The 23,417-nt window shown below is 64.5% G+C and carries 20 protein-coding genes; 9 read left to right on the top strand and 11 right to left on the bottom strand.

The features are described 5' to 3' along the window. The first annotated feature begins 12 nt into the window (after positions 1–12). Positions 13–1,290, top strand: coding sequence for an MFS transporter (locus ACEN8U_RS29875; protein ID WP_310105124.1), 1,278 nt, complete (start codon positions 13–15; stop codon positions 1,288–1,290). Positions 1,291–1,399: 109 nt separating this feature from the next. On the opposite strand, the gene secF is transcribed toward ACEN8U_RS29875, so the two are convergent. The 5 genes from secF to queA all read right to left on the bottom strand — a co-directional run bounded on the left by secF (position 1,400) and on the right by queA (position 7,422). After that, positions 1,400–2,350, bottom strand: coding sequence for a protein translocase subunit SecF (gene secF, locus ACEN8U_RS29870; protein ID WP_013587149.1), 951 nt, complete (start codon positions 2,348–2,350; stop codon positions 1,400–1,402). A gap of 18 nt (positions 2,351–2,368) precedes the next feature. Then, positions 2,369–4,429 carry a protein translocase subunit SecD gene (secD, locus tag ACEN8U_RS29865; RefSeq protein WP_310105126.1) on the bottom strand — a complete coding sequence of 687 codons (2,061 nt, stop codon included), beginning with the start codon at positions 4,427–4,429 and terminating at the stop codon, positions 2,369–2,371. A 117-nt stretch (positions 4,430–4,546) separates the two neighbouring features. Further along, the gene (gene yajC, locus ACEN8U_RS29860; protein WP_013587151.1) at positions 4,547–4,876 is read right to left on the bottom strand and encodes a preprotein translocase subunit YajC; all 330 of its coding nucleotides are present in this window, start codon (positions 4,874–4,876) and stop codon (positions 4,547–4,549) included. Positions 4,877–5,074: 198 nt separating this feature from the next. Continuing rightward, on the bottom strand, positions 5,075–6,250 hold the full coding sequence (gene tgt / locus ACEN8U_RS29855; protein WP_309583740.1) for a tRNA guanosine(34) transglycosylase Tgt: 1,176 nt from the start codon (positions 6,248–6,250) through the stop codon (positions 5,075–5,077). Positions 6,251–6,363: 113 nt separating this feature from the next. Beyond that, a complete protein-coding gene (gene queA, locus ACEN8U_RS29850) occupies positions 6,364–7,422 on the bottom strand; it encodes a tRNA preQ1(34) S-adenosylmethionine ribosyltransferase-isomerase QueA (protein WP_310105127.1) in 1,059 nt (352 codons plus the stop codon). Between the two features lie 179 nt (positions 7,423–7,601). Here queA and recG point away from each other — a divergent pair, with 179 nt between their 5' ends. From recG to ubiA, 7 genes are all read left to right on the top strand, one after another. After that, positions 7,602–9,854, top strand: a complete 2,253-nt coding sequence (recG, locus tag ACEN8U_RS29845; RefSeq protein WP_310105130.1) for an ATP-dependent DNA helicase RecG — start codon at positions 7,602–7,604, stop codon at positions 9,852–9,854. 180 nt (positions 9,855–10,034) lie between these two features. Next, positions 10,035–10,994: a LysR substrate-binding domain-containing protein gene (locus tag ACEN8U_RS29840; RefSeq protein WP_013338073.1), complete on the top strand. Its 960-nt coding sequence runs from the start codon at positions 10,035–10,037 to the stop codon at positions 10,992–10,994. A 172-nt stretch (positions 10,995–11,166) separates the two neighbouring features. Beyond that, positions 11,167–11,316: a hypothetical protein gene (locus tag ACEN8U_RS29835; RefSeq protein WP_310105132.1), complete on the top strand. Its 150-nt coding sequence runs from the start codon at positions 11,167–11,169 to the stop codon at positions 11,314–11,316. A 113-nt stretch (positions 11,317–11,429) separates the two neighbouring features. Next, complete coding sequence (locus tag ACEN8U_RS29830; protein WP_310105133.1) at positions 11,430–12,884, top strand: catalase; 1,455 nt, start codon at positions 11,430–11,432, stop codon at positions 12,882–12,884. A 64-nt stretch (positions 12,885–12,948) separates the two neighbouring features. Continuing rightward, positions 12,949–13,128 (top strand): hypothetical protein, encoded by a 180-nt coding sequence (locus ACEN8U_RS29825; protein WP_310105136.1) that lies wholly within the window; start codon positions 12,949–12,951, stop codon positions 13,126–13,128. 203 nt (positions 13,129–13,331) lie between these two features. Then, on the top strand, positions 13,332–13,820 hold the full coding sequence (locus tag ACEN8U_RS29820; protein WP_006047907.1) for a Dps family protein: 489 nt from the start codon (positions 13,332–13,334) through the stop codon (positions 13,818–13,820). A 278-nt stretch (positions 13,821–14,098) separates the two neighbouring features. Then, on the top strand, positions 14,099–14,962 hold the full coding sequence (gene ubiA, locus ACEN8U_RS29815) for a 4-hydroxybenzoate octaprenyltransferase (RefSeq protein ID WP_310105138.1): 864 nt from the start codon (positions 14,099–14,101) through the stop codon (positions 14,960–14,962). 155 nt (positions 14,963–15,117) lie between these two features. Here the strand turns inward: ubiA and proC are convergent, their stop codons facing one another. The 6 genes from proC to ACEN8U_RS29785 form a co-directional block, all read right to left on the bottom strand. Next, the gene (proC, locus tag ACEN8U_RS29810; protein ID WP_310105140.1) at positions 15,118–15,933 is read right to left on the bottom strand and encodes a pyrroline-5-carboxylate reductase; all 816 of its coding nucleotides are present in this window, start codon (positions 15,931–15,933) and stop codon (positions 15,118–15,120) included. A gap of 74 nt (positions 15,934–16,007) precedes the next feature. Continuing rightward, a complete protein-coding gene (locus ACEN8U_RS29805) occupies positions 16,008–16,706 on the bottom strand; it encodes a YggS family pyridoxal phosphate-dependent enzyme (protein ID WP_013587160.1) in 699 nt (232 codons plus the stop codon). 46 nt (positions 16,707–16,752) lie between these two features. Beyond that, the gene (gene glcF / locus ACEN8U_RS29800; protein WP_013587161.1) at positions 16,753–17,979 is read right to left on the bottom strand and encodes a glycolate oxidase subunit GlcF; all 1,227 of its coding nucleotides are present in this window, start codon (positions 17,977–17,979) and stop codon (positions 16,753–16,755) included. A 7-nt stretch (positions 17,980–17,986) separates the two neighbouring features. Next, positions 17,987–19,075, bottom strand: coding sequence for a glycolate oxidase subunit GlcE (gene glcE, locus ACEN8U_RS29795; RefSeq protein WP_310105147.1), 1,089 nt, complete (start codon positions 19,073–19,075; stop codon positions 17,987–17,989). Between the two features lie 137 nt (positions 19,076–19,212). Next, positions 19,213–20,706: an FAD-linked oxidase C-terminal domain-containing protein gene (locus tag ACEN8U_RS29790; protein WP_015001651.1), complete on the bottom strand. Its 1,494-nt coding sequence runs from the start codon at positions 20,704–20,706 to the stop codon at positions 19,213–19,215. A gap of 232 nt (positions 20,707–20,938) precedes the next feature. Beyond that, positions 20,939–22,354, bottom strand: a complete 1,416-nt coding sequence (locus ACEN8U_RS29785) for an FAD-linked oxidase C-terminal domain-containing protein (RefSeq protein ID WP_310105149.1) — start codon at positions 22,352–22,354, stop codon at positions 20,939–20,941. Between the two features lie 396 nt (positions 22,355–22,750). Between ACEN8U_RS29785 and ACEN8U_RS29780 the strand changes: the two genes are divergently transcribed. Continuing rightward, the gene (locus ACEN8U_RS29780; RefSeq protein WP_015001653.1) at positions 22,751–23,305 is read left to right on the top strand and encodes a cob(I)yrinic acid a,c-diamide adenosyltransferase; all 555 of its coding nucleotides are present in this window, start codon (positions 22,751–22,753) and stop codon (positions 23,303–23,305) included. Positions 23,306–23,417: the final 112 nt, after the last annotated feature.

Below are 23,417 nucleotides of genomic sequence, written 5' to 3'. Positions count from 1 at the left end.
CTGGAGATCTGCATGAACGCAACGACTGCAGCAAGCCTTGCGGGAAGCCGGGGAAATTCATGGCGGGCGGTGGTCGCCGCGTCGATCGGCAACGCGCTCGAGTGGTTCGATCTCGTGGTCTACGGTTTTTTTGCCGTGGTGATCGCGAAGCTGTTTTTTCCGGCCGGCAACGACACCGTCTCGCTACTGCTTACGCTCGGCACGTTCGGCGTGTCGTTTTTCATGCGGCCGCTCGGAGCCATCGTGATCGGCGCGTACGCGGATCGCGCGGGGCGCAAGGCGGCGCTCACGCTGTCCATCCTGCTGATGATGGGCGGCACGCTGATCATCGCGATTTTGCCGACCTACCCGAGCATCGGCCTCGCCGCGCCGGTGATTCTCGTGATTGCGCGTTTGATGCAGGGTTTCTCGGCCGGCGGCGAATTCGGCAGCGCGACGGCCTTTCTCGCGGAGCACGTGCCGGGACGGCGCGGCTTTTTCGCGAGCTGGCAGGTCGCGAGCCAGGGGCTCACCACGCTGCTCGCGGCGGGTTTCGGCGTCGTGCTGACCGGCAATCTGTCGCCCGCGCAGATGGCTTCCTGGGGATGGCGCGTGCCGTTCTTCTTCGGGCTGCTGATCGGGCCGGTGGCCTGGTACATTCGCACGAAGCTCGACGAAACGCCTGAGTTTCTTGCCGCCGAAACCACGACCACGCCGCTGCGCGACACGTTCACGAGCCAGAAGCTGCGGCTCGTGATCGCGATCGGCGCGGTGGTGCTCGGCACGGTGTCGACTTACCTCGTGCTGTTCATGCCGACTTTCGGCGTGAAGCAATTGGGACTTGCGCCCTTGGTCGCGTTCTCGGCTATCGCGCTGACGGGCCTGATTCAGATGGTGTTCGCGCCGGTCGTCGGTCACCTGTCGGACCGGCACGGACGTACGTCGATCATGCTGATCTCCGGGCTGCTGCTGCTCGTGCTGATCTATCCGGCGTTTGTCTATCTGGTCGCGCATCCGACCTTCGGGACGCTGATCGCGCTGCAAATCGTGCTCGGCTTTCTGATGACCGGCTATTTCGGAGCGCTGCCCGGCTTGCTCTCGGAGATGTTCCCCGTGCAGACGCGCACGACCGGCATGTCGCTGGCTTATAACATCGCGGTGACGGTGTTCGGCGGCTTCGGGCCGTTCATTATCGCGTGGCTGATCAGCTTTACCGGTTCCAAGGCGGCGCCGAGCTACTACCTGATTTTCGCCGCGCTGCTGAGCATTGCGGCGCTCGTTGCGGCGCGCCGCAAGCTCGGGTTCCGGTAGGCGGCAGCGAAGGCTGCGCGGTAAACGCAAAAGGCCGGTTCATCACGAACCGGCCTTTTGCGTTGCGACAGCTAACTGCGGCTTGCGATTGCAGCCGACTCAGCCGCGATCAAACCTGCGCGCCCGCGTTCGGATCGTTCGGGTCGACGCGTTCTTTCTTGTCCTTCAGCAGATCTTCACGCTTCACGCCGAACCACATGGCGAGCGCCGCGGCGACGAACACCGACGAGTAGATGCCGAACAGAATACCGACCGTCAGCGCCAGCGCGAAGTAGTGCAGCGTCGGGCCGCCGAACAGGAACATGGAGAGCACCATCATCTGCGTACAGCCGTGCGTGATGATGGTCCGCGACATGGTGCTCGTAATGGCATGGTTGATGACCTCGATCACCGTCATCTTGCGTTCGCGACGGAACGTTTCGCGAATCCGGTCGAAGATAACCACCGACTCGTTCACCGAATAGCCCAGCACCGCGAGCACGGCGGCCAGCACCGACAGCGAGAACTCCCACTGGAAGAACGCGAAGAAGCCGAGAATGATCACCACGTCGTGCAAGTTCGCGATCACGCCCGCCACCGCGTACTTCCATTCGAACCGGAACGACAGATAGATCACGATGCCGACCACCACGCAGGCAAGCGCGAGCAGGCCGTCGGTGGCGAGTTCCTTGCCGACCTGCGGGCCGACGAACTCGACGCGCTGCAACTGCACCTGCGGCGTGTCGGTTTTCAACGCGCCCATCACCTGGTCGCTTTGTTGCGCGGACGTGAGCCCGTGTTTGAGCGGCAGACGGATCAGCACGTCGCGCGAGGTGCCGAAGTTCTGCACCTGCGCGTCGGCATAGCCGAGCTTGTTCAGCGTGTTGCGCACCGGGTCGAGCGGCGCCGCGCCCGGATACTGCACTTCGATCACCGTGCCGCCGGTGAACTCCACCGACAGATGCAGCCCGCGATGCACGAGAAAAAACACCGCGGCGAGGAACGTCAACAGCGAAATGGCGTTGAAGATCAACGCACGCTGCATGAACGGAATGTCTTTGCGAAAACGGAAAAATTCCATGGTCTTGTTCTCCGGGACTCAGCGGGATGAACCCGGTTTCTGCGGCGTGCCCGGCGTGCCGGGCGCATTGCGGCGACGTACGGTCGGCTTGCCCGCGCGCGATTGCGCGGCAGCGGCCGGCGCTTTCGGCTTCGCGGCGGCCGCGCTGGCTGCGCGCATGGCCTGCGCGGTGTCCGTTGCCGAGTCGTCGTTGCCCAGATAGGCAGCGGAGCCCGCGGGCGCGGTTTCCGGACGCCACACCTGGCCGATGGCGAGCGACTTCAGCTTCTTCTTGCCGCCGTACCAGAGATTGACGATACCGCGCGAGAAGAACACCGCCGAGAACATCGACGTCAGAATGCCGATACAGTGCACGATCGCGAAACCGCGCACCGGCCCGGAGCCGAATGCGAGCAGCGCGACGCCCGCGATCAGCGTGGTGACGTTCGAGTCGAGAATGGTCGCCCAGGCATGCGCGTAGCCGTTCTGGATAGCCAGTTGCGGCGGCGCGCCGTTGCGCAGTTCTTCACGCACGCGTTCGTTGATCAGCACATTTGCGTCGATCGCCATACCGAGCGCGAGCGCGATAGCCGCGATACCCGGCAACGTCAGCGTGGCCTGCAGCATGGAGAGCACTGCGATCAGCAGCAGCAGGTTCACGGACAGGCCGATCATGGAGATCACGCCGAACAGCATGTAGTACGCGATCATGAAGACGGCGATGGCCGCAAAGCCCCACACGACCGAGTGGAAGCCCTTCTTGATGTTGTCGGCGCCGAGGCTCGGGCCGATGGTGCGTTCCTCGATGATGTCCATGGGCGCGGCGAGCGAGCCGGCGCGCAGCAGCAGCGCGAGGTCGGCGGCGGCTTGCGGCGTCGGCTGGCCGGTAATCTGGAAGCGGTCGCCGAGTTCCGACTGGATGGTCGCGACCGTCAGCACCTCGCCCTTGCCCTTTTCGAACAGCACCATGGCCATCGGCTTGCCGATGTTGTCGCGCGACACGCTGCGCACGGCGCGGCCGCCGGCCGAGTCGAGGCGAATGTTGACGGATGGGCGCTGATGTTCGTCGAAGCCCGCCGACGCGTCGATAATCCGGTCGCCGGTGAAGATGATCTGCTTTCTCAGCAGCACGGGCGTCTGGTTGCCTTGCGTGAACAGCTCGTCGCCGGGCGGCACGGGGTCGGACGGATTCGGGTGCGTGTTGACCGGGTCGGCGAGGCGCGCTTCGAGCGTCGCCGTGCGGCCGATGATGTCCTTCGCCTTCGCCGTGTCCTGCACGCCGGGCAGTTCGACCACGATCCGGTCGGCGCCTTGCTGCTGGATAACCGGCTCGGCCACGCCGAGCTCGTTCACGCGGTTATGCAGCGTGGTGATGTTCTGCTTGAGCGCGGCGTCCTGCACGGCTTTCTGCACGGTCGGCGTGAAGGTGCCGACGAGCTGCACGGAACCGTCCGGGCCGTTTTGCGACGCCCATTGCAATTCGCCGATGCTGCGGCTCAATTGCTTGGCCGCGGCGTCCGCCGTGGCCTGGTCGGCGAAATTGATCACCACCGTCTGGTTGACGCGGTTCACGCCGCCGTCGCGGATGTTGTTGTCGCGCAAGAGCGTGCGCGCATCCGACGCGTCGGAGTCGAGCTTCTTGTTGAGCGCGCCCGCCATGTCGACCTGCAGCAGGAAGTGCACGCCGCCGCGCAAGTCGAGACCGAGGTACATGGGCAGCGCGTGCAAGGCGGTCAGCCAGCGCGGCGACGCACTTTGCAGATTCAGCGCGACGACGAACTGCGGGTCGCTCGGGTCGCTGTTGAGCGACTTCTGCAGCAGGTCTTTCACGCGCAATTGCGTGTCCGTGTCGAGAAGACGCACGCGAATGTTCGCGTTGGTCGACGAGTTGTCGAACGTGACGTCTTCCGGCTTGATCTGATTGGCTGCGAGCGCGGCTTCGACCGCCGACAGCGTGGTCGAGTCGAGCTTGACCGTTGCCTTGCCGCTCGACACCTGCACCGCCGGCGCTTCGCCGAACAGATTGGGCAGCGTGTACACGAGGCCGATGACGAGAGCCACCAGCATCACGGCGTATTTCCAGAGGGGGTAACGATTCATGAGTGGTCCAACGGAAGGTTGGCTTTTAAGCGATGCGCCCGGCGATGAGCGCCGGCGACCCGCGGCAGCTTTGCATGGGTCGCCGGCGAGGCCGCGCCGGACGCGAGAGAGCAGGCCTTACAGCGACTTGATCGTGCCCTTCGGGAGAATCGTCGTGACCGACGCTTTTTGCACGGTGATTTCCGTGCCTTCCGAAATTTCGACGCCGACGTAAGCCTCGCCCACCTTGGTCACCTTGCCGACGATGCCGCCGTTCGTCACCACTTCATCGCCCTTGGCCATTGCGGCGAGCATGTTGCGGTGTTCCTTCTGGCGCTTCATTTGCGGGCGAATCATGATGAAGTACAGCACGCCGAACATCAGGATCAGCGGCAGGAAGCTCATCAGATTCGACTCAACGCCACCTGCTGCGGTGCCTTGGGCGAAGGCATTGGAAATGAACGACACGTTGGTCTCTCCGTTATAGATCAATTCAATCAAAAAAATCAGCCGGTTATTCTACCACCGGCATGGCGCGCGTCGGCGCGGCGATTCGGCTTTGCGATCAACCGCTTAAAGCCGTTTTTCGTCGTCCGCGAAAGTAGATTGTAAGGTTTTATGAGAACCGCTGACGGATTCATCCTTCGAATCTGACAGCGTTCGTCGTCATGGTGCCTCGTCGACGCCGCGCGCGCGGTTCTCGTGAAAGCGTTTGCGGAACGGCTCGAACATTTTGGCGTCGATCGCGTCGCGCATTTCCTGCATGAGTTCGAGGTAGTAGTGCAGGTTATGAATCGTATTCAGCTGCGCGCCCAGAATTTCCCCGACGCGATGCAGATGATGCAGATACCCGCGAGTGAAATTTCGGCACGTGTAGCAGCCGCACTGCTCGTCGAGCGGTCGCAGCGAGTTCTTGTGCGTCGCGTTGCGGATCTTGATGTCGCCAAAGCGCGTGAAGAGCCAGCCATTGCGCGCGTTGCGCGTGGGCATCACGCAGTCGAACATGTCGACGCCGGCCGCGACGCCCGCCACCAGGTCTTCCGGCGTGCCGACGCCCATCAGATAGTGCGGCTTGTTGGCCGGCAGCTTCGGGCCGATGTGGTTCAGCACGCGCATCATGTCTTCTTTCGGCTCGCCGACCGAGAGCCCACCGATGGCCAGACCGTGAAAATCCTTCTCCGCGAGACCCGCGAGCGACTCGTCGCGCAGGTCCTCGAACATGCCGCCCTGAACAATGCCGAAGAGCGCGTTCGGATTGCCGAGCCGGCGGAATTCGTCGATCGAGCGCTGCGCCCAGCGCATCGACATGCGCATGGAGTCGGCCGCCTCCTTGTGCGAGGTCGGCACATTGTTGGTCGCGTAGGGCGTGCACTCGTCGAACTGCATGACGATGTCCGAGTTCAGCACTTTCTGGATCTGCATCGACACTTCCGGCGACAGGAACAGCTTGTCGCCGTTGATCGGCGACGCGAACGTCACACCGTCTTCGGTGATTTTGCGCAGGTCGCCGAGCGAAAACACCTGGAAGCCGCCGGAGTCGGTCAGGATCGGCTTTTTCCAGCCCATGAAGCCGTGCAGCCCGCCGTGCGCGGCGATGGTTTCGAGTCCCGGGCGCAGCCACAGGTGAAACGTATTGCCGAGGATGATTTGCGCGTGCATTTCCTCGAGCTCGCGCGGCTGCACCGCTTTCACGGTGCCGTAGGTGCCGACCGGCATGAAGATCGGTGTTTCGACGACGCCGTGGTTCAGCGTGACGCGGCCGCGGCGCGCGGCGCCGTCGGTGCCGAGCAGTTCAAAGTGGAGGCCGTCGGCGGGTGGTTGAAATGGATGACCGGTGGTCATTGAGCTCACTCCGTGGCAAACCGGAAAACAGTCCGGCGCGGTAAAGAAAATGCCGCCGCGATGGCTCGCAGCGGCGTGCAAAAAACGTCGAAAACGACGGGCGCTCTGTCAGATCAACCGTCGCGGCGAGTCAGCAGCATTGCGTCGCCGTAGCTGAAAAAGCGGTAGCGTTGCTCGATGGCATGACGATACGCGGCGCGAATCGTCTCCACGCCGGCGAATGCCGACACCAGCATCAGCAATGTCGACTTCGGCAGATGAAAATTCGTCACCAGCCGGTCGACCACGCGAAACCTGTAGCCCGGCGTGATGAAAATGTCGGTTTCCGTGCTCGCCGCGCCGAGCGGCCGGCCGGCGGCTTCGGCGTCGCGCGCGGCGGCTTCGAGCGCGCGCATCGACGTGGTGCCGACGGCGATCACGCGGTTGCCGCGCGCCTTGGTGGCGGCGATCTTGTCGGCGAGCGACTGCGGCAGGTGATACCACTCGCTGTGCATCTTGTGCTCGGCGAGGTTTTCCACGCGCACCGGCTGGAACGTGCCCGCGCCCACGTGCAGCGTCAGCGTCGCGCGCTCCACGCCGTGCGCGTCGAGCCGCGCGAAAAGCGACTCGTCGAAATGCAGGCCCGCCGTGGGTGCCGCGACCGCACCCGGATTTTGCGCATACACGGTTTGATAGCGCGTTTCGTCGACGGCGTCGGGGTCGTGCTCGATATAGGGCGGCAACGGCAGGCGGCCGTGCTGCTCGATCAGCGTCAGGCAGTCGGCGGGGAAATGCAATGTGTAAAACGGCTCCACGCGCTCGCCGACGGTCACGTCGAACGCATCGGCAAGACGGATCGTCGTGCCCGGCTGCGGGCTTTTGCTCGCGCGGATCTGCGCGAGCGCCGTGCGCTCGCCGGTGAGGCGCTCGACCAGCACCTCGATCTTGCCGCCACTCGCCTTCTGGCCGAGAAAGCGCGCCTTCAGGACTTTGGTATCGTTAAAGACCAGCAGGTCGCCGGGCGAAATGCAGTCGGGCAACTCGGAAAAGCGGCGGTCGACGAGGCGCGCGGCGCGCTCGGCATCGGCGGCGTTGTCGACCTGGAGCAGACGGCTCGCGCTGCGCTCGGGCAGCGCGACTTGCGCGATCAGCTCAGGCGGCAGATCGAAATCGAAATCGGAAAGCGTAAACATGCAAACGACTGGAAGCGAATGGGGACTGAATTGAGCCGAAGCCTCGGCCGGGCAGCTATGATTGCGGGACGCCGCGACGGCCCGCGAGCCGGCGCGCACCTGCCGCCAGCGGTAGCCAGCCGAGGGCCGCGCAGCCTTCGACACTTTTGACAGCCGATATTGTACTTGCGAAGCAGCCCATGCCTTTGTCCGACCGCCGATCGCCTTCCGCAGATGAACTGAGCGCCGAACCGGCAGCCCGGGTTGCGCGCGACGACGGGTTGGGCAAGCCTGCGGCGAAGTCGGGGGCCAAAGCCTCCGCCCAGTCCGCGGCGAGGTCTGGGGCCAAAGCCTCCGCCCAGTCCGCGGCCAAATCCACAGCCAAACCCGCCGTCAAAACCGCCGACAAACTCGCCAGGCTCGGCCTCACGCGCGACATCGACCTCGTGCTGCATCTGCCGATGCGCTACGAGGACGAAACCTCGCTCACGCCGATCGGTCATCTGCTGCCCGGCGGCATCGCGCAAACGGAAGGCGTGGTGTTCGACAACGAGATCGCCTATCGTCCGCGCCGTCAGTTGCTCGTCAAATTGCGCGATGACGCCGGCGACGAGCTCGTGCTGCGCTTTCTGAACTTCTACGGTTCGCAGGTCAAGCAGATGGCGATCGGCGCGCGGCTGCGCGTGCGCGGCGACGTGCGGGGCGGCTTCTTCGGCATGGAGATGGTGCATCCGGCAGTGCGCGTGGTCGACGAGGACACGCCGCTGCCGCAAGCGCTCACGCCGGTTTATCCGAGCACCGCGGGCGTGACGCAGGCCTATTTGCGCAAGGCAATCGACAACGCGTTGTCGCGCACGTCGCTGCCGGAGCTGTTGCCCGAGGCCGTTGCGCGCGAATGGCTGCAGCCGCTTGGCGTGCCTTCGCTGATGGACGCGGTGCGCACGCTGCATCATCCGGGCGCGCAGTCGGACGAGACCGCGTTGATCGACGGCACGCATCCGGCGTGGGTGCGCATCAAGTTCGAGGAACTGCTCGCGCAGCAGATGTCGCTCAAGCGCGCGCACGAGGAGCGCCGCACGCGCGCCGCGCCGGCCATGCCGCGTCGCAAGCTGGGCGACGAAGACGCTCTGGTTGCGCGCCTGCTGAAGGCGCTGCCGTTTTCGCTGACGAAGGCACAGGAGCGCGTGGGCGGCGAGATCGCGCTCGATTTGACCCAGCCGCATCCGATGCAGCGGCTCCTGCAGGGCGACGTCGGCAGCGGCAAGACCATTGTCGCGGCGCTCGCCGCCGCGCAGGCGATCGACGCCGGCTACCAGGCCGCGCTCATGGCGCCCACCGAAATTCTCGCCGAGCAGCACGCGCGCAAGCTGCGCGGCTGGTTGGAGCCGCTCGGCGTGAGCGTCGCGTGGCTCGCGGGCAGCCTGAAGGCGAAGGAAAAGCGCGCGGCTATCGAAGCCGCCGCGCTCGGCACCGCGCAACTCGTGATCGGCACGCACGCGATCATCCAGGACACGGTGGAGTTCGCCCGGCTCGGGCTTGTGATCGTCGACGAACAGCACCGCTTCGGCGTCGCGCAACGTCTCGCGCTGCGCGCCAAAGCGCTGAACGCCGCTGACGGCGCGCGCGATTTCCAGCCGCATCAGCTGATGATGTCCGCCACGCCCATTCCGCGCACGCTCGCCATGACGTATTACGCGGACCTCGACGTCTCGACGATCGACGAATTGCCGCCCGGGCGCACGCCCATTCTCACCAAGCTCGTGTCCGACGCGCGCCGCGAGGAAGTGATCGGCCGCGTGCGCGAAGCGGCGCTGACCGGGCGGCAGGTCTATTGGGTGTGCCCGCTGATCGAGGAAAGCGAGACGCTGCAGCTGCAGACCGCGGTCGAGACCTATGAAACGCTGGTCGCGGCTTTGCCGGAATTGAAGGTCGGGCTCGTACACGGCCGTCTCGCGCCGGCCGAGAAGGCCGCGGTGATGGATGCCTTCACGCGCAACGAGGTGCAGTTGCTCGTCGCGACCACGGTGATCGAGGTGGGCGTCGACGTGCCGAATGCGTCGCTGATGGTGATCGAGCACGCCGAGCGCTTCGGCCTCGCGCAGCTGCACCAGTTGCGCGGGCGGGTGGGGCGCGGCAGCGCGGCGTCGGTCTGCGTGCTGCTCTACACCGGACCGCTTTCGATGACCGCGCGCGCCCGCCTGCAAACCATGCGCGAGACGACCGACGGCTTCGAAATCGCGCGCCGCGATCTGGAGATACGCGGTCCCGGCGAGTTTCTCGGCGCGCGGCAGTCCGGCGCGGCGATGCTGCGGTTTGCCGATCTGCAAAACGATCAATGGCTGATCGAGCCCGCGCGCGAAGCCGCCGCGGCGCTGCTCGAGAAGTATCCTGAGGTCGTGACGCAGCATCTGGCGCGCTGGCTCGGCGCGCGCGAACATTACCTGAAGGCCTGAGCCCCGACAGGCGCCGGCCAGGTCGCGCTGCGGAGCGCCTTCGCCGAAGTGGCAGACTGGGCCGGCGCGGCCGACTTCGCGGATACAAAGCAAGCGAAACCCGGCAAACCAGGTTGGCGAACCGACCCTATGGGTGTATAACTAGAACCTATCGAATCCATCGCACTGATTGGTCCCCCAATGACGCTCACCGAATTGAAGTACATCGTCGCCGTGGCCCGCGAGCGGCACTTTGGCCGGGCCGCCGAAGCGTGTTTCGTCAGCCAGCCGACCTTGTCGGTCGCCATCAAGAAGCTCGAAGACGAGCTCAACGTGCAGATTTTCGAGCGCGGCACGAGTGAAGTGAGTGTCACGCCGATCGGCGAGCAGATCGTCACGCAAGCTCAGCGGGTGCTGGAACAGACGCTCGCCATCAAGGAAATCGCCAAGCAGGGCAAAGATCCGCTCGTCGGACCGCTGCGCCTTGGCGTTATCTATACGATCGGGCCGTACCTGCTGCCCACGCTCGTCAAGCAGATGATCAAGCGCGTCCCGCAAATGCCCTTGATGCTGCAGGAAAATTACACGCTCAAGCTGATCGAGCTGCTCAAGCAGGGCGAAATCGATGTCGCGATCATGGCGCTGCCGTTTCCGGAAACCGGGCTGATGCTGCGGCCGCTCTACGACGAGCCGTTTGTGGTCGCGCTGCCGTCCGGTCACGCGTGGGAAAACCGCCCGAAAATCGACGCCGACGATCTCAAGCAGGAAACCATGCTGCTGCTCGGCAGCGGTCATTGCTTTCGCGACCACGTGCTCGGCGTTTGCCCGGAACTGATGCGTTTCTCGCAGAATGCCGACGGCATCCAGAAGACGTTTGAGGGCTCGTCGCTGGAAACCATCCGCCATATGGTGGCGAGCGGCGTGGGCATTACCGTGCTGCCGCGCATGTCGGTGCATGAGGTTAAACCGCACGCGGGCGGCATCGACTCGGGCCTTTTGTCCTATGTTCCATTCGACGAGCCGGTGCCCGACCGGCGCGTGGTGCTCGCGTGGCGCAAGAGCTTTACGCGGATGCCTGCGATCGACGCAATCTGCGACGCCATCAGCGCTTGCGACCTGCCGGGCGTGAAAAAGCTGGATCTGCCGGTCGCCGTCAACTGAGCTGCGAATGAGAGGCGGCGCGCCGACGTTCCAGTCCCGGCGCGCGTCTCATGGGTTTGCCGCGCCAAACGAGCGCCTATCGGATAGATAAAATTTATAAAACACGCGAATTCGATAGTATTGATATAGTCGTCTGCATGGATCGCCCGATCATCAAGAACCGGAGGACATGATGACGCAACCGAATTTGCCGCACACTCAGGCCTTCGCCGCGGACGCGGCCACTGCCACTGCCACCGCCACCGCCGGCTTTGCGGCCGCCATGCTCGGTCTTCGCACCGTCGCCGTGTCGTTGCTGGTCGACCGGGCGCTGTCCGCATAATGCTTCATCTGCTGGCGTCAAGTGCCTGCAGTGTTGTTCGCCCAAGCTTTCGGCATTGCCTTGCCGCGCTTCTCCCCCCATCCGTTTGAACGAAAACCATCCAGGAGTCCCGCATGTCCGAACGTAAGCTCACCAATGCCGCCGGCGCGCCCGTCGCCGATAACCAGAACTCGATGACCGCCGGCGTGCGCGGCCCGGTTGTCCTGCAAGACGTGTGGCTGCTCGAAAAGCTCGCGCACTTCGACCGCGAGGTGATCCCCGAGCGCCGTGTGCACGCGAAAGGCTCCGGCGCGTTCGGCACGCTCAAGGTGACGCACGACATCTCGCGCTACACGAAGGCGAAGGTGTTCGCGCAGGTCGGCAAGGAAACGCCGCTCTTCATGCGCTTCTCGACGGTGGCGGGCGAGCGCGGCGCGGCCGACGCCGAGCGCGACGTGCGCGGTTTCTCGATCAAGTTCTATACGGAAGAAGGCAACTGGGACGTGGTGGGCAACAACACGCCGGTGTTTTTCATCCGCGATCCGCTGAAATTTCCGGACTTCATTCATACGCAGAAGCGCGACCCATACACGAACCTGCGCAACAACGTTGCCGCGTGGGATTTCTGGACGCGTCATCCAGAGTCGATGCACCAGGTCACTATCCTGATGAGCGACCGCGGCATTCCGAAGAACTACCGTCAGATGCACGGTTTCGGTTCGCACACGTACTCGTTCGTCAACACGAACAACGAGCGCTTCTGGGTCAAGTTCCATTTCAAATCGCTGCAAGGCATTGAGAATTTCACCGATGCCGAAGCGGCGCAAGTCATCGCGCAAGACCGCGAAAGCGCGCAGCGCGATCTGGTGGGCAGCATCGACGAAGGCAATTTCCCGAAGTGGCGTTTCGCGATCCAGGTGATGCCGGAGGCAGAGGCGGCGGCCTATCGCTTCAATCCGTTCGACATCACGAAGGTGTGGTCGCAGAAAGACTACCCGCTGATCGACGTCGGCACGATCGAACTGAACCGTAATGCGGCCAACTATTTCGCGGATGTCGAGCAGGCAGCGTTCACGCCGGCCAACGTGGTGCCGGGCATTGGATTCTCGCCCGACCGTCTGTTGCAGGGGCGGCTGTTCTCGTATGGCGACACGCAGCGCTATCGCCTCGGTATCAATCACCATCAGATTCCGGTGAACGCGTCGCGCGTGCCGAACCCGCATTCGTTCCATCGCGACGGCGCGATGCGCACCGACGGCAACCTGCGCGGTAACGTGAACTACGAGCCGAACCGTTTCGGCGATTTTGCTCAGGACGCCAACGCGTCCGAGCCGCCGCTCGCCGCGGGCGCGGTGGATCGCTACGATCATCGCGCGGATGACGATTACTACACGCAGCCGGGCATGCTGTTCGCGCTGTTCGACACGGCGCAGCGCGAGCGTCTGTTCGGCAACATCGCGCGCCATATCAACGGTGTGCCGCAGGAGATCGTCGCGCGTGCGGTCGAGCATTTCCGCCGCATCGATCCGGCTTATGCCGAAGGCGTGATCGCCGCGATGGCCGCGCTCGCGGACGGCGGCAAGAAGTAAAGCGGTAAGCGAAGCGGGGCGCGCGGGCGCCCCGCGAGTCGGGAGATGAACCGGGAGCACGCGGATGATCGAGATGATGAGAGCCACGGCCGACAGATCGTCGGCCACACAACGCGTACAACGGCTGCATGCGCCGGGCTCGAACCGGCATATCAACATGCGCAAAGCCGTCGGCTTCGCCATTGTGACAAGCGGATTCGCGGTGATCGCGGCGCAGGCGCTGCAACATGCGTTGGGCGGATGAGCGGCAGGCACTAACGTGAGCGAGCTTGCGCACGCGCGTCGCCGCCGGCTCGCGCGTCACGCTGCCGTTGCGGCACGCCACACGAACGTTTCGTCTTTCTAAGATAAACTGTCGAACGCTCGTTTTGCCGGGCCTGCCATCAGCGGGCCATTGGCACGCCGTTACTTCACTGCCGGTTCGTATCACTCTTCGAAGGAGTCATCATGGCCAAAAAAGAAGCTGTACAGCACGTCAATATCGGGATCAGCGACAAGGACCGCAAGAAGATCGCAGAAGGTCTGTCGCGTCTGCTCGCGGACACCTACACGCTCTACCTGAAGACCCACAACTTTCACTGGAACGTGACGGGCCCGATGTTCAACACGCTGCATCTGATGTTCGAAACGCAATACAACGAACTGGCGCTGGCCGTCGATTCGATTGCCGAGCGGATTCGCGCGCTGGGCGTGCATGCGCCGGGCAGCTACAAGGATTTTGCCAAGCTGTCGTCGATTCCCGAAGCGGACGGCGTGCCTGCCGCGGAAGAGATGATCCGTCAGCTGGTGGAAGGTCAGGAAGCCGTGGTGCGCACCGCGCGCGCCATTTTCCCGTCGACGGAAGCGGCCAACGACGAGCCCACCGCCGACCTGCTGACGCAGCGCATGCAGACGCACGAAAAAACGGCGTGGATGCTGCGCTCGATGCTGGCTTGATGAGCATCGGCTGAGGCCGGTGCCGGCCGATTCCGGCCGGGTTGCGCCAGCCGCTCTGCTAGACACGGGTTTGACGCAATAGTCAAAAACCAAGGCCTCCCTTCGCGGAGGCTTTGTTTTTTGCGTCGACCGATACGTGACACTCGAGGCTTGCGGCGCAAAACGGTCCGCTGCGCAGGCCTACGCGCCTGCTTCCGGGCACCGGCAAGGGGTGCGCGCCGCATCCCGTAAAATAGCGGCACTGTTCCCGCTATTCGCCTGCCTTCACCGAGTCCGCCATGTTCGCCCGACTTCCCCTGTATTTGCGCCTTGTGCGCATGGACAAGCCTATCGGCAGTCTGCTGCTGCTGTGGCCGACACTCAACGCGCTGTGGATTGCGTCCGACGGTCACCCGTCGTGGCCGCTGCTCGTGATCTTCACGGTGGGCACAGTGCTGATGCGCTCGGCGGGCTGCGCGATCAACGACTACGCGGATCGCGATTTCGACCGCTATGTGAAGCGCACCGAGAATCGTCCGATCACCTCGGGCAAGATCAAGGCGTGGGAAGCGGTGGCGCTCGCGGCGGGCCTGTCGTTGCTGGCTTTTCTGCTGATTCTGCCGCTCAATACGCTGACGAAGGAGTTGTCGGTCGCCGCGCTGTTCGTAGCCGGCTCCTATCCGTTCACGAAGCGCTTCTTCGCGATTCCGCAGGCGTATCTCGGCATCGCATTCGGCTTCGGCATTCCGATGGCGTTTGCGGCCGTGCAAAACCAGGTGCCCTTGCTCGCGTGGGTCATGCTGCTCGCCAACGTGTTCTGGTCGGTCGCGTACGACACCGAGTACGCGATGGTCGATCGCGACGACGACATCAAGATCGGCATTCGGACCTCGGCGCTCACGTTCGGCCGTTTCGACGTGGCGGCCATCATGCTCTGCTATGCGGTCACGCTCGGCATCTACGTCGGCATCGGCGTGATGCTTGGGTTCGGCGTGCTGTACTGGTGCGGATGGGCGGTCGCGGCGGGCTGCGCGGTCTATCACTACGCGCTGATCCGCCACCGCGAGCGCATGCGGTGTTTCAAGGCGTTCCTGCACAACAACTGGCTGGGCGGCGCGTTGTTCGTCGGCATTGCCGCGCATTATGCGGTGGCTTCGGTCTAGGCTTCAAACGCGAGCCGTTGCCCGGCCGTTACCGCCGCGCCGGGCTTTTATCAGTGGCTGCCGCAGGCGCGGACTTTCTCCTGTAACGGCTCCGCGCCCCACGGCTTTTTGTGTTCGCGCCAGACGAAACCCGGCCGACAGCGGCTCATGACCGCTTACTGCTTGCCGAACTCATCGCCCATTTCTTTTGCGCGCGCATCGGCAGCGAGCGCGCCGCGCACAATCGCTTCCTTGACTCCGCTCGCGTCGAACGACGCAAGCGCTGCGGCGGTCGTGCCGCCCTTCGACGTCACGCGCTCACGCAATACGCTTGGCGACTCGTCGGAATTCGCCGCCAGTTGCGCGGCGCCCGTGAACGTCGCGACGGCGAGCGCGCGGCCCTGCGCTTCGTCCATGCCGAGTTGGCGCGCGGCTTCCTGCAGCGCTTCAATGAAGTAGAAGACGTAAGCCGGCCCGCTGCCGGAAATGGCGGTGACGGCGTCGATTTTCGCTTCGTCGTCGAACCAGACGGTTTCCCCCACTGCGCCCAGCACCTGCGAGGCGAGCGCGCGTCCCGCTTCGTCGACGCTCGCGGTGGCAGTCAAACCCGCAACCCCCATGCCGATCAACGCGGGCGTATTCGGCATGACGCGCACGATGCGCGTATGACCGTTGAGCCAGCGCGACATGTCGTCCATGCGAATGCCGGCGACGATGCTGATTGCAAGCTGCGACGCTTTCAGATGCGGCGCGAGCGTCCCGGCGACGCTCTTCAGGATTTGCGGCTTCACCGCGAGCACGACCGCGTCATAGGCGGCGAGCGCCCCGTCGGCGGCTGCGCCCGTCTTGATGCCGAACTGCGTTTCGTTGCGCTTGCGGGCGTCTTCGTTGGGATCGATCGCATACAGGTCGGCGGGCGCGACGCCGCGCTTGATCAAGCCGCCGATCAACGCCGCGGCCATGTTGCCGCCGCCGATAAAAGCAATTTTCATGATGTTCCGGGAAGGTTTGATTGAGCTTCTGAAACGGTGCTTGCAGCCGCGTCTGCAACTACGGCTGCGGCCGCTTAATGCGAATAATCGCGCGCGCCGAAGATTGCCGTGCCCACGCGCACGATCGTCGCGCCTTCGAGCACGGCCGCCTCCAGGTCGCTCGACATGCCCATGGACAGGGTGTCCAACGCCAAGCCGTCGCTGCGCAGTCGCTCGAACAGCTCGCGCAGGCGGCGATGCGGCACACGCTGCTCGTCGATGCCGCCGGCCGGCTCGGGAATCGCCATCAGGCCGCGCAACCGGAGCCTCGGCAGCGCGGCAATGTCACGGGCTACCTGCATGGCCTCGTCGACGCTGACGCCGCTTTTCGATGCCTCGCCGCTGATGTTGACCTGCAAACACACGTTGAGCGGCGGCAGCGCATCCGGCCGCTGCTCCGAAAGCCGCTGCGCGATCTTCAACCGATCGACGGAATGCACCCAGTCGAAATGCTCGGCCACCGGCCGCGTCTTGTTGGACTGCAGCGGACCAATGAAATGCCATTCGAGCGACGCGCGCAAATCGGCGAGCGCTTCGATCTTCGTGAGCGCTTCCTGCACGTAGTTTTCGCCGAACGCGCGTTGACCGGCTGCATGGGCGGCGCGCACGTCTTCGGCGGGAAAGGTCTTCGAGACGGCGAGCAGCGCGATGGAACGCGCGTCGCGCCCCGCTACGTGGGCGGCCATGGCGATGCGCTGCTGCACCGCTTCGAGGTTGTGAATCAGATCGGGCATGGAACGAACCAGAGCGGACCTCAGGTCGATAAAGTCGATGCCCCGATTATACGGACAGCATGTGCTCGACCAGTTCAATCCAGTGCGCGACCGGCGTCGACGTGCCGCTTTGCAGATGCGAAATGCAACCGACGTTCGCCGACACGATCACCTGCGGCTCCTGCGCCTGCAGCCGCTCGAGCTTCTGATCGCGCAATGCGTAAGAGAGCTTCGGCTGCGTGAGCGAGTAAGTGCCCGCCGAGCCGCAGCACAGGTGATTGTCGACGGGCAGGCGCACTTCCACGCCGAGTTTCGTCAGCAGATGCTCGACGGTGCCGCGCACCTGCTGTCCATGCTGCAACGTGCACGGCGGATGAAACGCCACGGTGTGGATCGCGCGCCGGCGCGTGACCGCGACGAGTTCTTCTTCGAAGTCCGGCAGGATTTCGGCGATGTCGCGCGTCAATTCGACGATGCGGCGCGCTTTTTCCGCATAGGCTGGATCGTCGCGCAGCAGGTGCGCGTATTCCTTGACCGTTGCGCCGCAACCGGACGCGTTCATCACGATGGCCTCGACGCCCTGTTCGACATACGGCCACCATGCGTCGATGTTGGCGCGCATGTCGTCGAGCGCTTCGTCGTTGTAGCCGAGATGCAGGCGGATCGCGCCGCAGCAGCCGGCGTCGGGCGCGACCACGGTTTCGACGCCGAGCGCATCGAGCACGCGCGCGGTGGCGGTGTTGACGTTGGGCATCATCGACGGTTGTACGCAGCCGGCGAGCATCAGCATCTTGCGTTCGTGCCGGGCGGTCGGCCAGACAAGCGGGCGCTGCCGCGCCGGCACCTTGTCGCGCAATTTCCTCGGCAGCAGTGCGCGGAAATGCTGGCCGAGGCGCATGGTCGGCGTAAAGAGCGCGCTGTTCGGCACGAAGCTCGCGAGCAATCTGCGCGTGAGACGCTGACCGAGCGGCCGCGTCACTTTTTCCTCGGTGATCTTGCGGCCGATTTCCACGAGCTTGCCGTACTGCACGCCGGACGGACACGTCGTCTCGCAATTGCGGCAGGTGAGGCACCGGTCCAGATGGACTTGCGTGCTGCGCGTCACCTGCGCGCCTTCCACCATCTGCTTGATCAGATAGATGCGGCCGCGCGGGCCGTCGAGCTCATCGCCAAGCAGTTGGTAAGTCGGGCAGGTGGCCGTGCAGAAACCGCAGTGCACGCAATTGCGCAGAATGGCGTCGGCTTCGGCGCCATCGGGCGTATTGCGAATGAAATCCGCGAGATTGGTTTGCATCGCGCGCTCAGAAGTCGGGGTAGAGACGGCCGCGATTGAAGATGCGGGCCGGGTCGAAAGCGGTTTTCAGGCCGCGATGGATTTTCATCAGCGGCGCGGGGAGCGGTGTGAACACGCCGGCACCGCGGTCATAGCCGAGGCCGGAACGGAAGATCGTGGCGTGGCCGCCTGCCTGCTTCGCGCTGATGCGCACCGTTTGCGCGTCGGTGTCGGTGATCCACCAGCGCTGGGCGCCGCCCCATTCCATCAATTGCGCACCGGGCAGTTGCAGCGGCTCGGTGATGGAGGGCAACGCGAGCCGCCAGAGCGCGGCCTTCGGCGGAATGGCGGCGAAGAACGAGTCGGTTTGCTCGCGCAGGCCGGCCCAGAAGCGTTCGGCCTCGACCGCGTCGACCACTTCGCCGCCCAGCGCCGAGCGCGCGGACTTGACCGCGGTTTCCGCGCCCGCGAGACGCACCGCGAGTGTGCCGTGGCGCCACGCGCTCGCGGTGATCGGCAGCGGGCGGCCGCCCCATTCGTTGAGCTTGCGGACCGCGTCGGTGCCGTTCATGTCGAACTTGAGCGTGGCTTCGGCCTGCGGCAGCGGCAGCACCTTGAGCGACAACTCGAGGATCAGCCCCAGCGTGCCGAGCGAACCTGCCATGAGACGCGAGACGTCGTAACCGGCGACGTTTTTCACCACCTGGCCGCCGAAGCGGAGCGTTTGTCCCTGACCGTTCATGATGACGGCGCCGAGCACGAAGTCGCGCGCGGCGCCCGCCGACGGACGCCGCGGCCCTGCAATGCCCGCGGCCACGCAGCCGCCGAAGGTGGCCTGCGGCCCGAAGTGCGGCGGCTCGAAGGCAAGCATCTGATTGTGCTCGGCGAGCGCGGCTTCGATTTCCATGAGCGGCGTACCTGCGCGTGCGGTGATGACCAGCTCCGCCGGGTCGTACGCGATGATGCCGCGATAAGCGCGCGTGTCGAGGATCTCGCCTTCCAGCGTCTGACCGTACCAGTCTTTCGTGCCGCCGCCGCGCACGCGCAACGCGCGTCCCTCGGCGCTGGCGGAACGTACGCGCTCCGACCACATGGCGACGATGTCGTCCTCTTCCATGATGCCCTGCTTCGTTGTGTTTCGAACGATTGTACCGGGCGGGGGCGCGCTGGCAACCCGGAGCGGACCCGCATCCGGGTAATCAGGGTGGGATGAGTGGACACCCCGCCGCGCCGGGCTATGCGCGATGCGTGACGCTAGAAGCGCGGCAGCTCCGGATGCGGCAGCAGACCGCCGCGCACGTGCATCTTGCCGTATTCGGCGCAGCGCGCGCGGGTGGGGATGCCCTTGTCCGGGTTCAGCAGGCCGGGCGGATCGAAGGCGCGTTTGACGGCGTGGAACGTATCGCGCTCCTCGGGTGAGAACTGCACGCACATCGAATTGATCTTCTCGATGCCGACGCCGTGCTCGCCCGTGACCGTGCCGCCCAGTTCCACGCAGGTTTCGAGGATGTCGGAGCCGAACGCCTCCGCGCGGTGCCATTCGTCCTGGTCGTTGCCGTTAAAGAGAATGAGCGGATGCATGTTGCCGTCGCCCGCATGAAACACGTTGATGCAGCGCAGGCCGTACTTCTTCTCCATCTCCTCGATGCGCGAGAGCAGCGGCCCGATACTGCGGCGCGGCACGGTGCCGTCCATGCAGTAGTAGTCCGGCGAGATGCGGCCGGCGGCCGGAAAGGCGTTCTTGCGGCCGGACCAGAAGCGCAGCCGCTCGCTTTCAGTGCGCGAAATCTGGATGCGCGTCGCGCCTTGCTCGCGCAGCACCGCGGTCATGCGTACGATCTCGTCGGCGACTTCTTCCGGCGTGCCGTCGGATTCGCACAGCAGGATCGCCGCCGCGTCGAGGTCGTAGCCGGCATGCACGAATTCTTCGACGGCGCGGGTGGCGGGCTTGTCCATCATCTCGAGGCCGGCCGGAATGATGCCCGCCGCGATGATGCCGGCGACTGCGTCGCCGCCTTTCACGACGTCGTCGAAACTGGCCATGATGACCTGTGCCGTTTGCGGTTTCGGGATCAGCTTGACGGTGACTTCCGTGACGATGGCGAACATGCCCTCGCTGCCGATCAGCACGGCAAGCAGATCGAGGCCGGGCGCGTCGGGCGCGAGCGAGCCGAATTCGACGATCTCGCCTTCCATGGTCACCGCGCGCACGCGCAGCACGTTGTGCACGGTGAGGCCGTATTTGAGGCAGTGCACGCCGCCTGAATTTTCCGACACATTGCCGCCGATCGTGCAGGCTATTTGCGACGACGGATCCGGCGCGTAGTACAGCCCATAAGGCGCGGCGGCTTCCGAAATCGACAGATTGCGCACGCCGGGCTGCACGGTGGCGGTCCGCGCGTACGAGTCGACCTCGAGGATCTTCCTGAAGCGCGCGAGCGAGACCACCACGCCGTGGCGGATCGGCATGGCACCGCCGGAAAGGCCGGTGCCCGCGCCGCGCGGCACGATCGGCACGCCGAGGCGGTGGCAGATCTGCACGATGCGCTGAACCTGGGATTCCGTTTCCGGCAGCGCGACCGCAAGCGGCAGCCGGCGATACGCGGCGAGGCCGTCGCAGTCGTACGCGACGGTGTCTTCATCGCGATACAGCAGACAGTGGTTCGGCAGCACCGCCATCAGCGCCTGCACGACTTCGCGCTGGCGCTGGGCGAGAACTTCAGCCGTCAGTTCGGCGGGTGCGTTCATGTGAGTCGTCTCCTCTTGCCTATCACGCATCGCTCGTTGGCGCTGCTACTGTGGCGTTGGCGTTGGCGTTGGCGTTGGCGTTGGCGATGGCGATGGCGTTAGCGTTTCCATTTCCATTTCCATTTCCATTTCCATTTCCGTTGCCGCCGCTGTGGGCCGCCGTTATGCGCGGCCGCCGCGCTGTTGCGTCTGATCCAGCGTCGATGATGCGCGTCCCTCTATTTACGCCGCTTTATGCCGCCCAGCTGAAGATCTTGCCGGGGTTCATCAGATTGTGCGGATCGAGCGCGTGCTTGATCGAGCGCATTGTATCGACCGCGACGTCGCCGTGTTCTTCGAGTAGAAACGCCATCTTGTGCAGGCCGACGCCATGCTCGCCGGTACAGGTGCCGTCCATGCGCAACGCGCGCTGCACGATGCGATGGTTCAGACGCTCGGCCTCGACCAGTTCCTCTGGCTTGTTCGGATCGATCAGAATCGCGACGTGGAAATTGCCGTCGCCGACATGGCCGACGATAGGGCAAGGCAGCGGCGATGTCTTCAGATCCTGCTCCGTCTCGACCACGCATTCGGCGAGGCGCGAGATCGGCACACAGACGTCGGTGGTGACCGCGCGGCAGCCCGGCTTCAACTGGAGCATTGCAAAATAGGCGTTGTGACGCGCGTTCCACAGACGGCTGCGGTCTTCCGGCCGCGTCGCCCACTCGAACCCTTCCCCGCCGTTCTGCGCGGCGAGTTCCTGCACGAGCTCGGCCTGTTCTTTCACGCCGGCTTCGGTGCCGTGGAATTCGAAGAACAGCGTGGGCGCTTCGCGCAGCGTCAGGTTCGAATGGCGGTTGATGGAGCGGATCGCGAGCGCGTCGACGAATTCCACCCGTGCAATCGGCACGCCGATCTGGATAGTCTCGATGACGGCGCGCACCGCATCGCCCATCGACGGAAACGCGCAGACCGCGGCGGAGACGGCTTCCGGCTGGGGATAAAGACGCACGGTGATCTCGGTGATGACGCCGAGTGTGCCCTCCGACCCGACGAAAAGCCGCGTCAGGTCATAACCCGCGGACGACTTGCGCGCCCGCGTTCCGGTCTTGATGACGCGTCCGTCCGCCAACACCACAGTCAGGCCGAGCACGTTCTCGCGCATCGTGCCGTAGCGCACCGCGTTCGTGCCGGACGCGCGCGTGGCCGACATGCCGCCGATGCTCGCGTCCGCGCCGGGGTCGATCGGGAAAAACAGACCGGTATCGCGTAGCGCCTCGCTGAGCTGCTTGCGCGAGATGCCGGGCTCGACGGTGACTGTCAGATCTTCGGCGTTAATTGACAGCACGCGGTTCATTTCCGACAGATCGATGGACACGCCGCCCTGCACCGCGAGCAGATGTCCTTCGAGCGACGAGCCGTTGCCGTAGGGAATGATCGGTACGTTGTATTGGCTGCAAAGCCTGACGATGGTTTGGACGTCTTCTGTGCTGCGTGCAAAGACGACGGCGTCGGGCAGTTGCGGATCGAATGGCGATTCGTCGCGGCCGTGGTGTTCGCGCACGGCTTGTGCGACGGAGGCGCGTTCGCCGAAGGCATCGGTGAGCGCGTTGAGCAACGCCGGGGGGAAGGGCCGGCGCAGCGGGGCCGGCGGAACAAGCTGATTCACACGTGTCTCCTTGTTTAGCGTCAGCGTTAGCTCGGCCTCACCTGGCGGCACGGGCTGGCGCCAGCGAGCACTGACTCGACCACATCTACCGATACGGGTACCGACTAACGTTACCGCACAAACCACTTTGCAGCAGATGTTTCATTCTAACGCCGATTATTCGCTGGCCGGCTTCATTCAGCCGGGCCCAGCCGTGCCGCCTCACTCCGCTCCCCACGCGCCCATCGCTCCTATAATGGCGTCGGCCACGCGACGCGTGCAATATGGTTAACGCGGTGGTGCCTGACGCGGTTGCGTGACGCGCGAGACGCATAGACCAACCGGTCCGCCGACGGATTGCCAACCGCACACTGCACAGCCGGCACCGGCACATCACCGAACGAAACGGGAGACATCATGGGCAACCGCCTGAGCAAGATTGCAACGCGCACCGGCGACGACGGCACCACGGGCCTAGGCGACGGCCGGCGCGTGCGCAAGGACAGCGCGCGCATTGCAGCAATCGGCGACGTGGATGAGCTCAACTCGAACCTCGGCGTGCTCTTGTGCGAAGTCCTGCCGGAGAACGTGCGCGCGGCACTGGTGGCCATCCAGCACGACCTGTTCGACCTTGGCGGCGAGCTGTGCATTCCCGGCCACACCATGATCACCGACCGCCATCTTGCCCAGCTCGACGGCTGGCTCGCCGACCACAACGCGGCCTTGCCGCCACTCAAGGAATTCATTTTGCCGGGCGGCTCGCGGGCCGCGTCGCTCGCGCACGTCTGCCGAACGGTGTGCCGCCGCGCCGAACGGGCGATCGTCGCGCTCGGCGAAGAAGAGACGATCAACGCGGCGCCGCGTCAGTATGTGAATCGGCTGTCAGATTTGCTCTTTGTACTTGCACGGGTGCTGAACCGCGCTGACGGTGGCACCGACGTTCTCTGGCAGCACGACCGAGGTCACGGTTAGGCAGTTGCCCCACACCGTGTAGGATCACACGACGGCAACCGAGCAGACTGCGACAATCTGTCTGAGAGAAAGAACTGCCTTAAACATGTATTCTTCATGCATCTTTAAGGAG

It is taken from the genome of Paraburkholderia phenoliruptrix (assembly GCF_047325075.1).
Lineage (GTDB): Bacteria > Pseudomonadota > Gammaproteobacteria > Burkholderiales > Burkholderiaceae > Paraburkholderia > Paraburkholderia phenoliruptrix.
Note: the sequence above shows the minus strand (reverse complement) of the source record. Positions and strands in the feature narration are given on the sequence as shown.

Bases quoted from the DNA above. Each gene is read 5' to 3' on its own strand.
- secD (WP_310105126.1), bottom strand. From the start codon at position 4,429: ATGAATCGTTACCCCCTCTGGAAATACGCCGTGATGCTGGTGGCTCTC.
- proC (WP_310105140.1), bottom strand. From the start codon at position 15,933: ATGAAAATTGCTTTTATCGGCGGCGGCAACATGGCCGCGGCGTTGATC.
- ACEN8U_RS29830 (WP_310105133.1), top strand. From the start codon at position 11,430: ATGTCCGAACGTAAGCTCACCAATGCCGCCGGCGCGCCCGTCGCCGAT.
- ubiA (WP_310105138.1), top strand. From the start codon at position 14,099: ATGTTCGCCCGACTTCCCCTGTATTTGCGCCTTGTGCGCATGGACAAG.
- ACEN8U_RS29820 (WP_006047907.1), top strand. From the start codon at position 13,332: ATGGCCAAAAAAGAAGCTGTACAGCACGTCAATATCGGGATCAGCGAC.
- ACEN8U_RS29790 (WP_015001651.1), bottom strand. From the start codon at position 20,706: ATGAACGCACCCGCCGAACTGACGGCTGAAGTTCTCGCCCAGCGCCAG.
- recG (WP_310105130.1), top strand. From the start codon at position 7,602: ATGCCTTTGTCCGACCGCCGATCGCCTTCCGCAGATGAACTGAGCGCC.
- glcF (WP_013587161.1), bottom strand. From the start codon at position 17,979: ATGCAAACCAATCTCGCGGATTTCATTCGCAATACGCCCGATGGCGCC.
- ACEN8U_RS29780 (WP_015001653.1), top strand. From the start codon at position 22,751: ATGGGCAACCGCCTGAGCAAGATTGCAACGCGCACCGGCGACGACGGC.
- ACEN8U_RS29875 (WP_310105124.1), top strand. From the start codon at position 13: ATGAACGCAACGACTGCAGCAAGCCTTGCGGGAAGCCGGGGAAATTCA.
- ACEN8U_RS29805 (WP_013587160.1), bottom strand. From the start codon at position 16,706: ATGCCCGATCTGATTCACAACCTCGAAGCGGTGCAGCAGCGCATCGCC.
- queA (WP_310105127.1), bottom strand. From the start codon at position 7,422: ATGTTTACGCTTTCCGATTTCGATTTCGATCTGCCGCCTGAGCTGATC.
- ACEN8U_RS29825 (WP_310105136.1), top strand. From the start codon at position 12,949: ATGATCGAGATGATGAGAGCCACGGCCGACAGATCGTCGGCCACACAA.
- secF (WP_013587149.1), bottom strand. From the start codon at position 2,350: ATGGAATTTTTCCGTTTTCGCAAAGACATTCCGTTCATGCAGCGTGCG.
- tgt (WP_309583740.1), bottom strand. From the start codon at position 6,250: ATGACCACCGGTCATCCATTTCAACCACCCGCCGACGGCCTCCACTTT.
- ACEN8U_RS29840 (WP_013338073.1), top strand. From the start codon at position 10,035: ATGACGCTCACCGAATTGAAGTACATCGTCGCCGTGGCCCGCGAGCGG.
- glcE (WP_310105147.1), bottom strand. From the start codon at position 19,075: ATGGAAGAGGACGACATCGTCGCCATGTGGTCGGAGCGCGTACGTTCC.
- ACEN8U_RS29835 (WP_310105132.1), top strand. From the start codon at position 11,167: ATGACGCAACCGAATTTGCCGCACACTCAGGCCTTCGCCGCGGACGCG.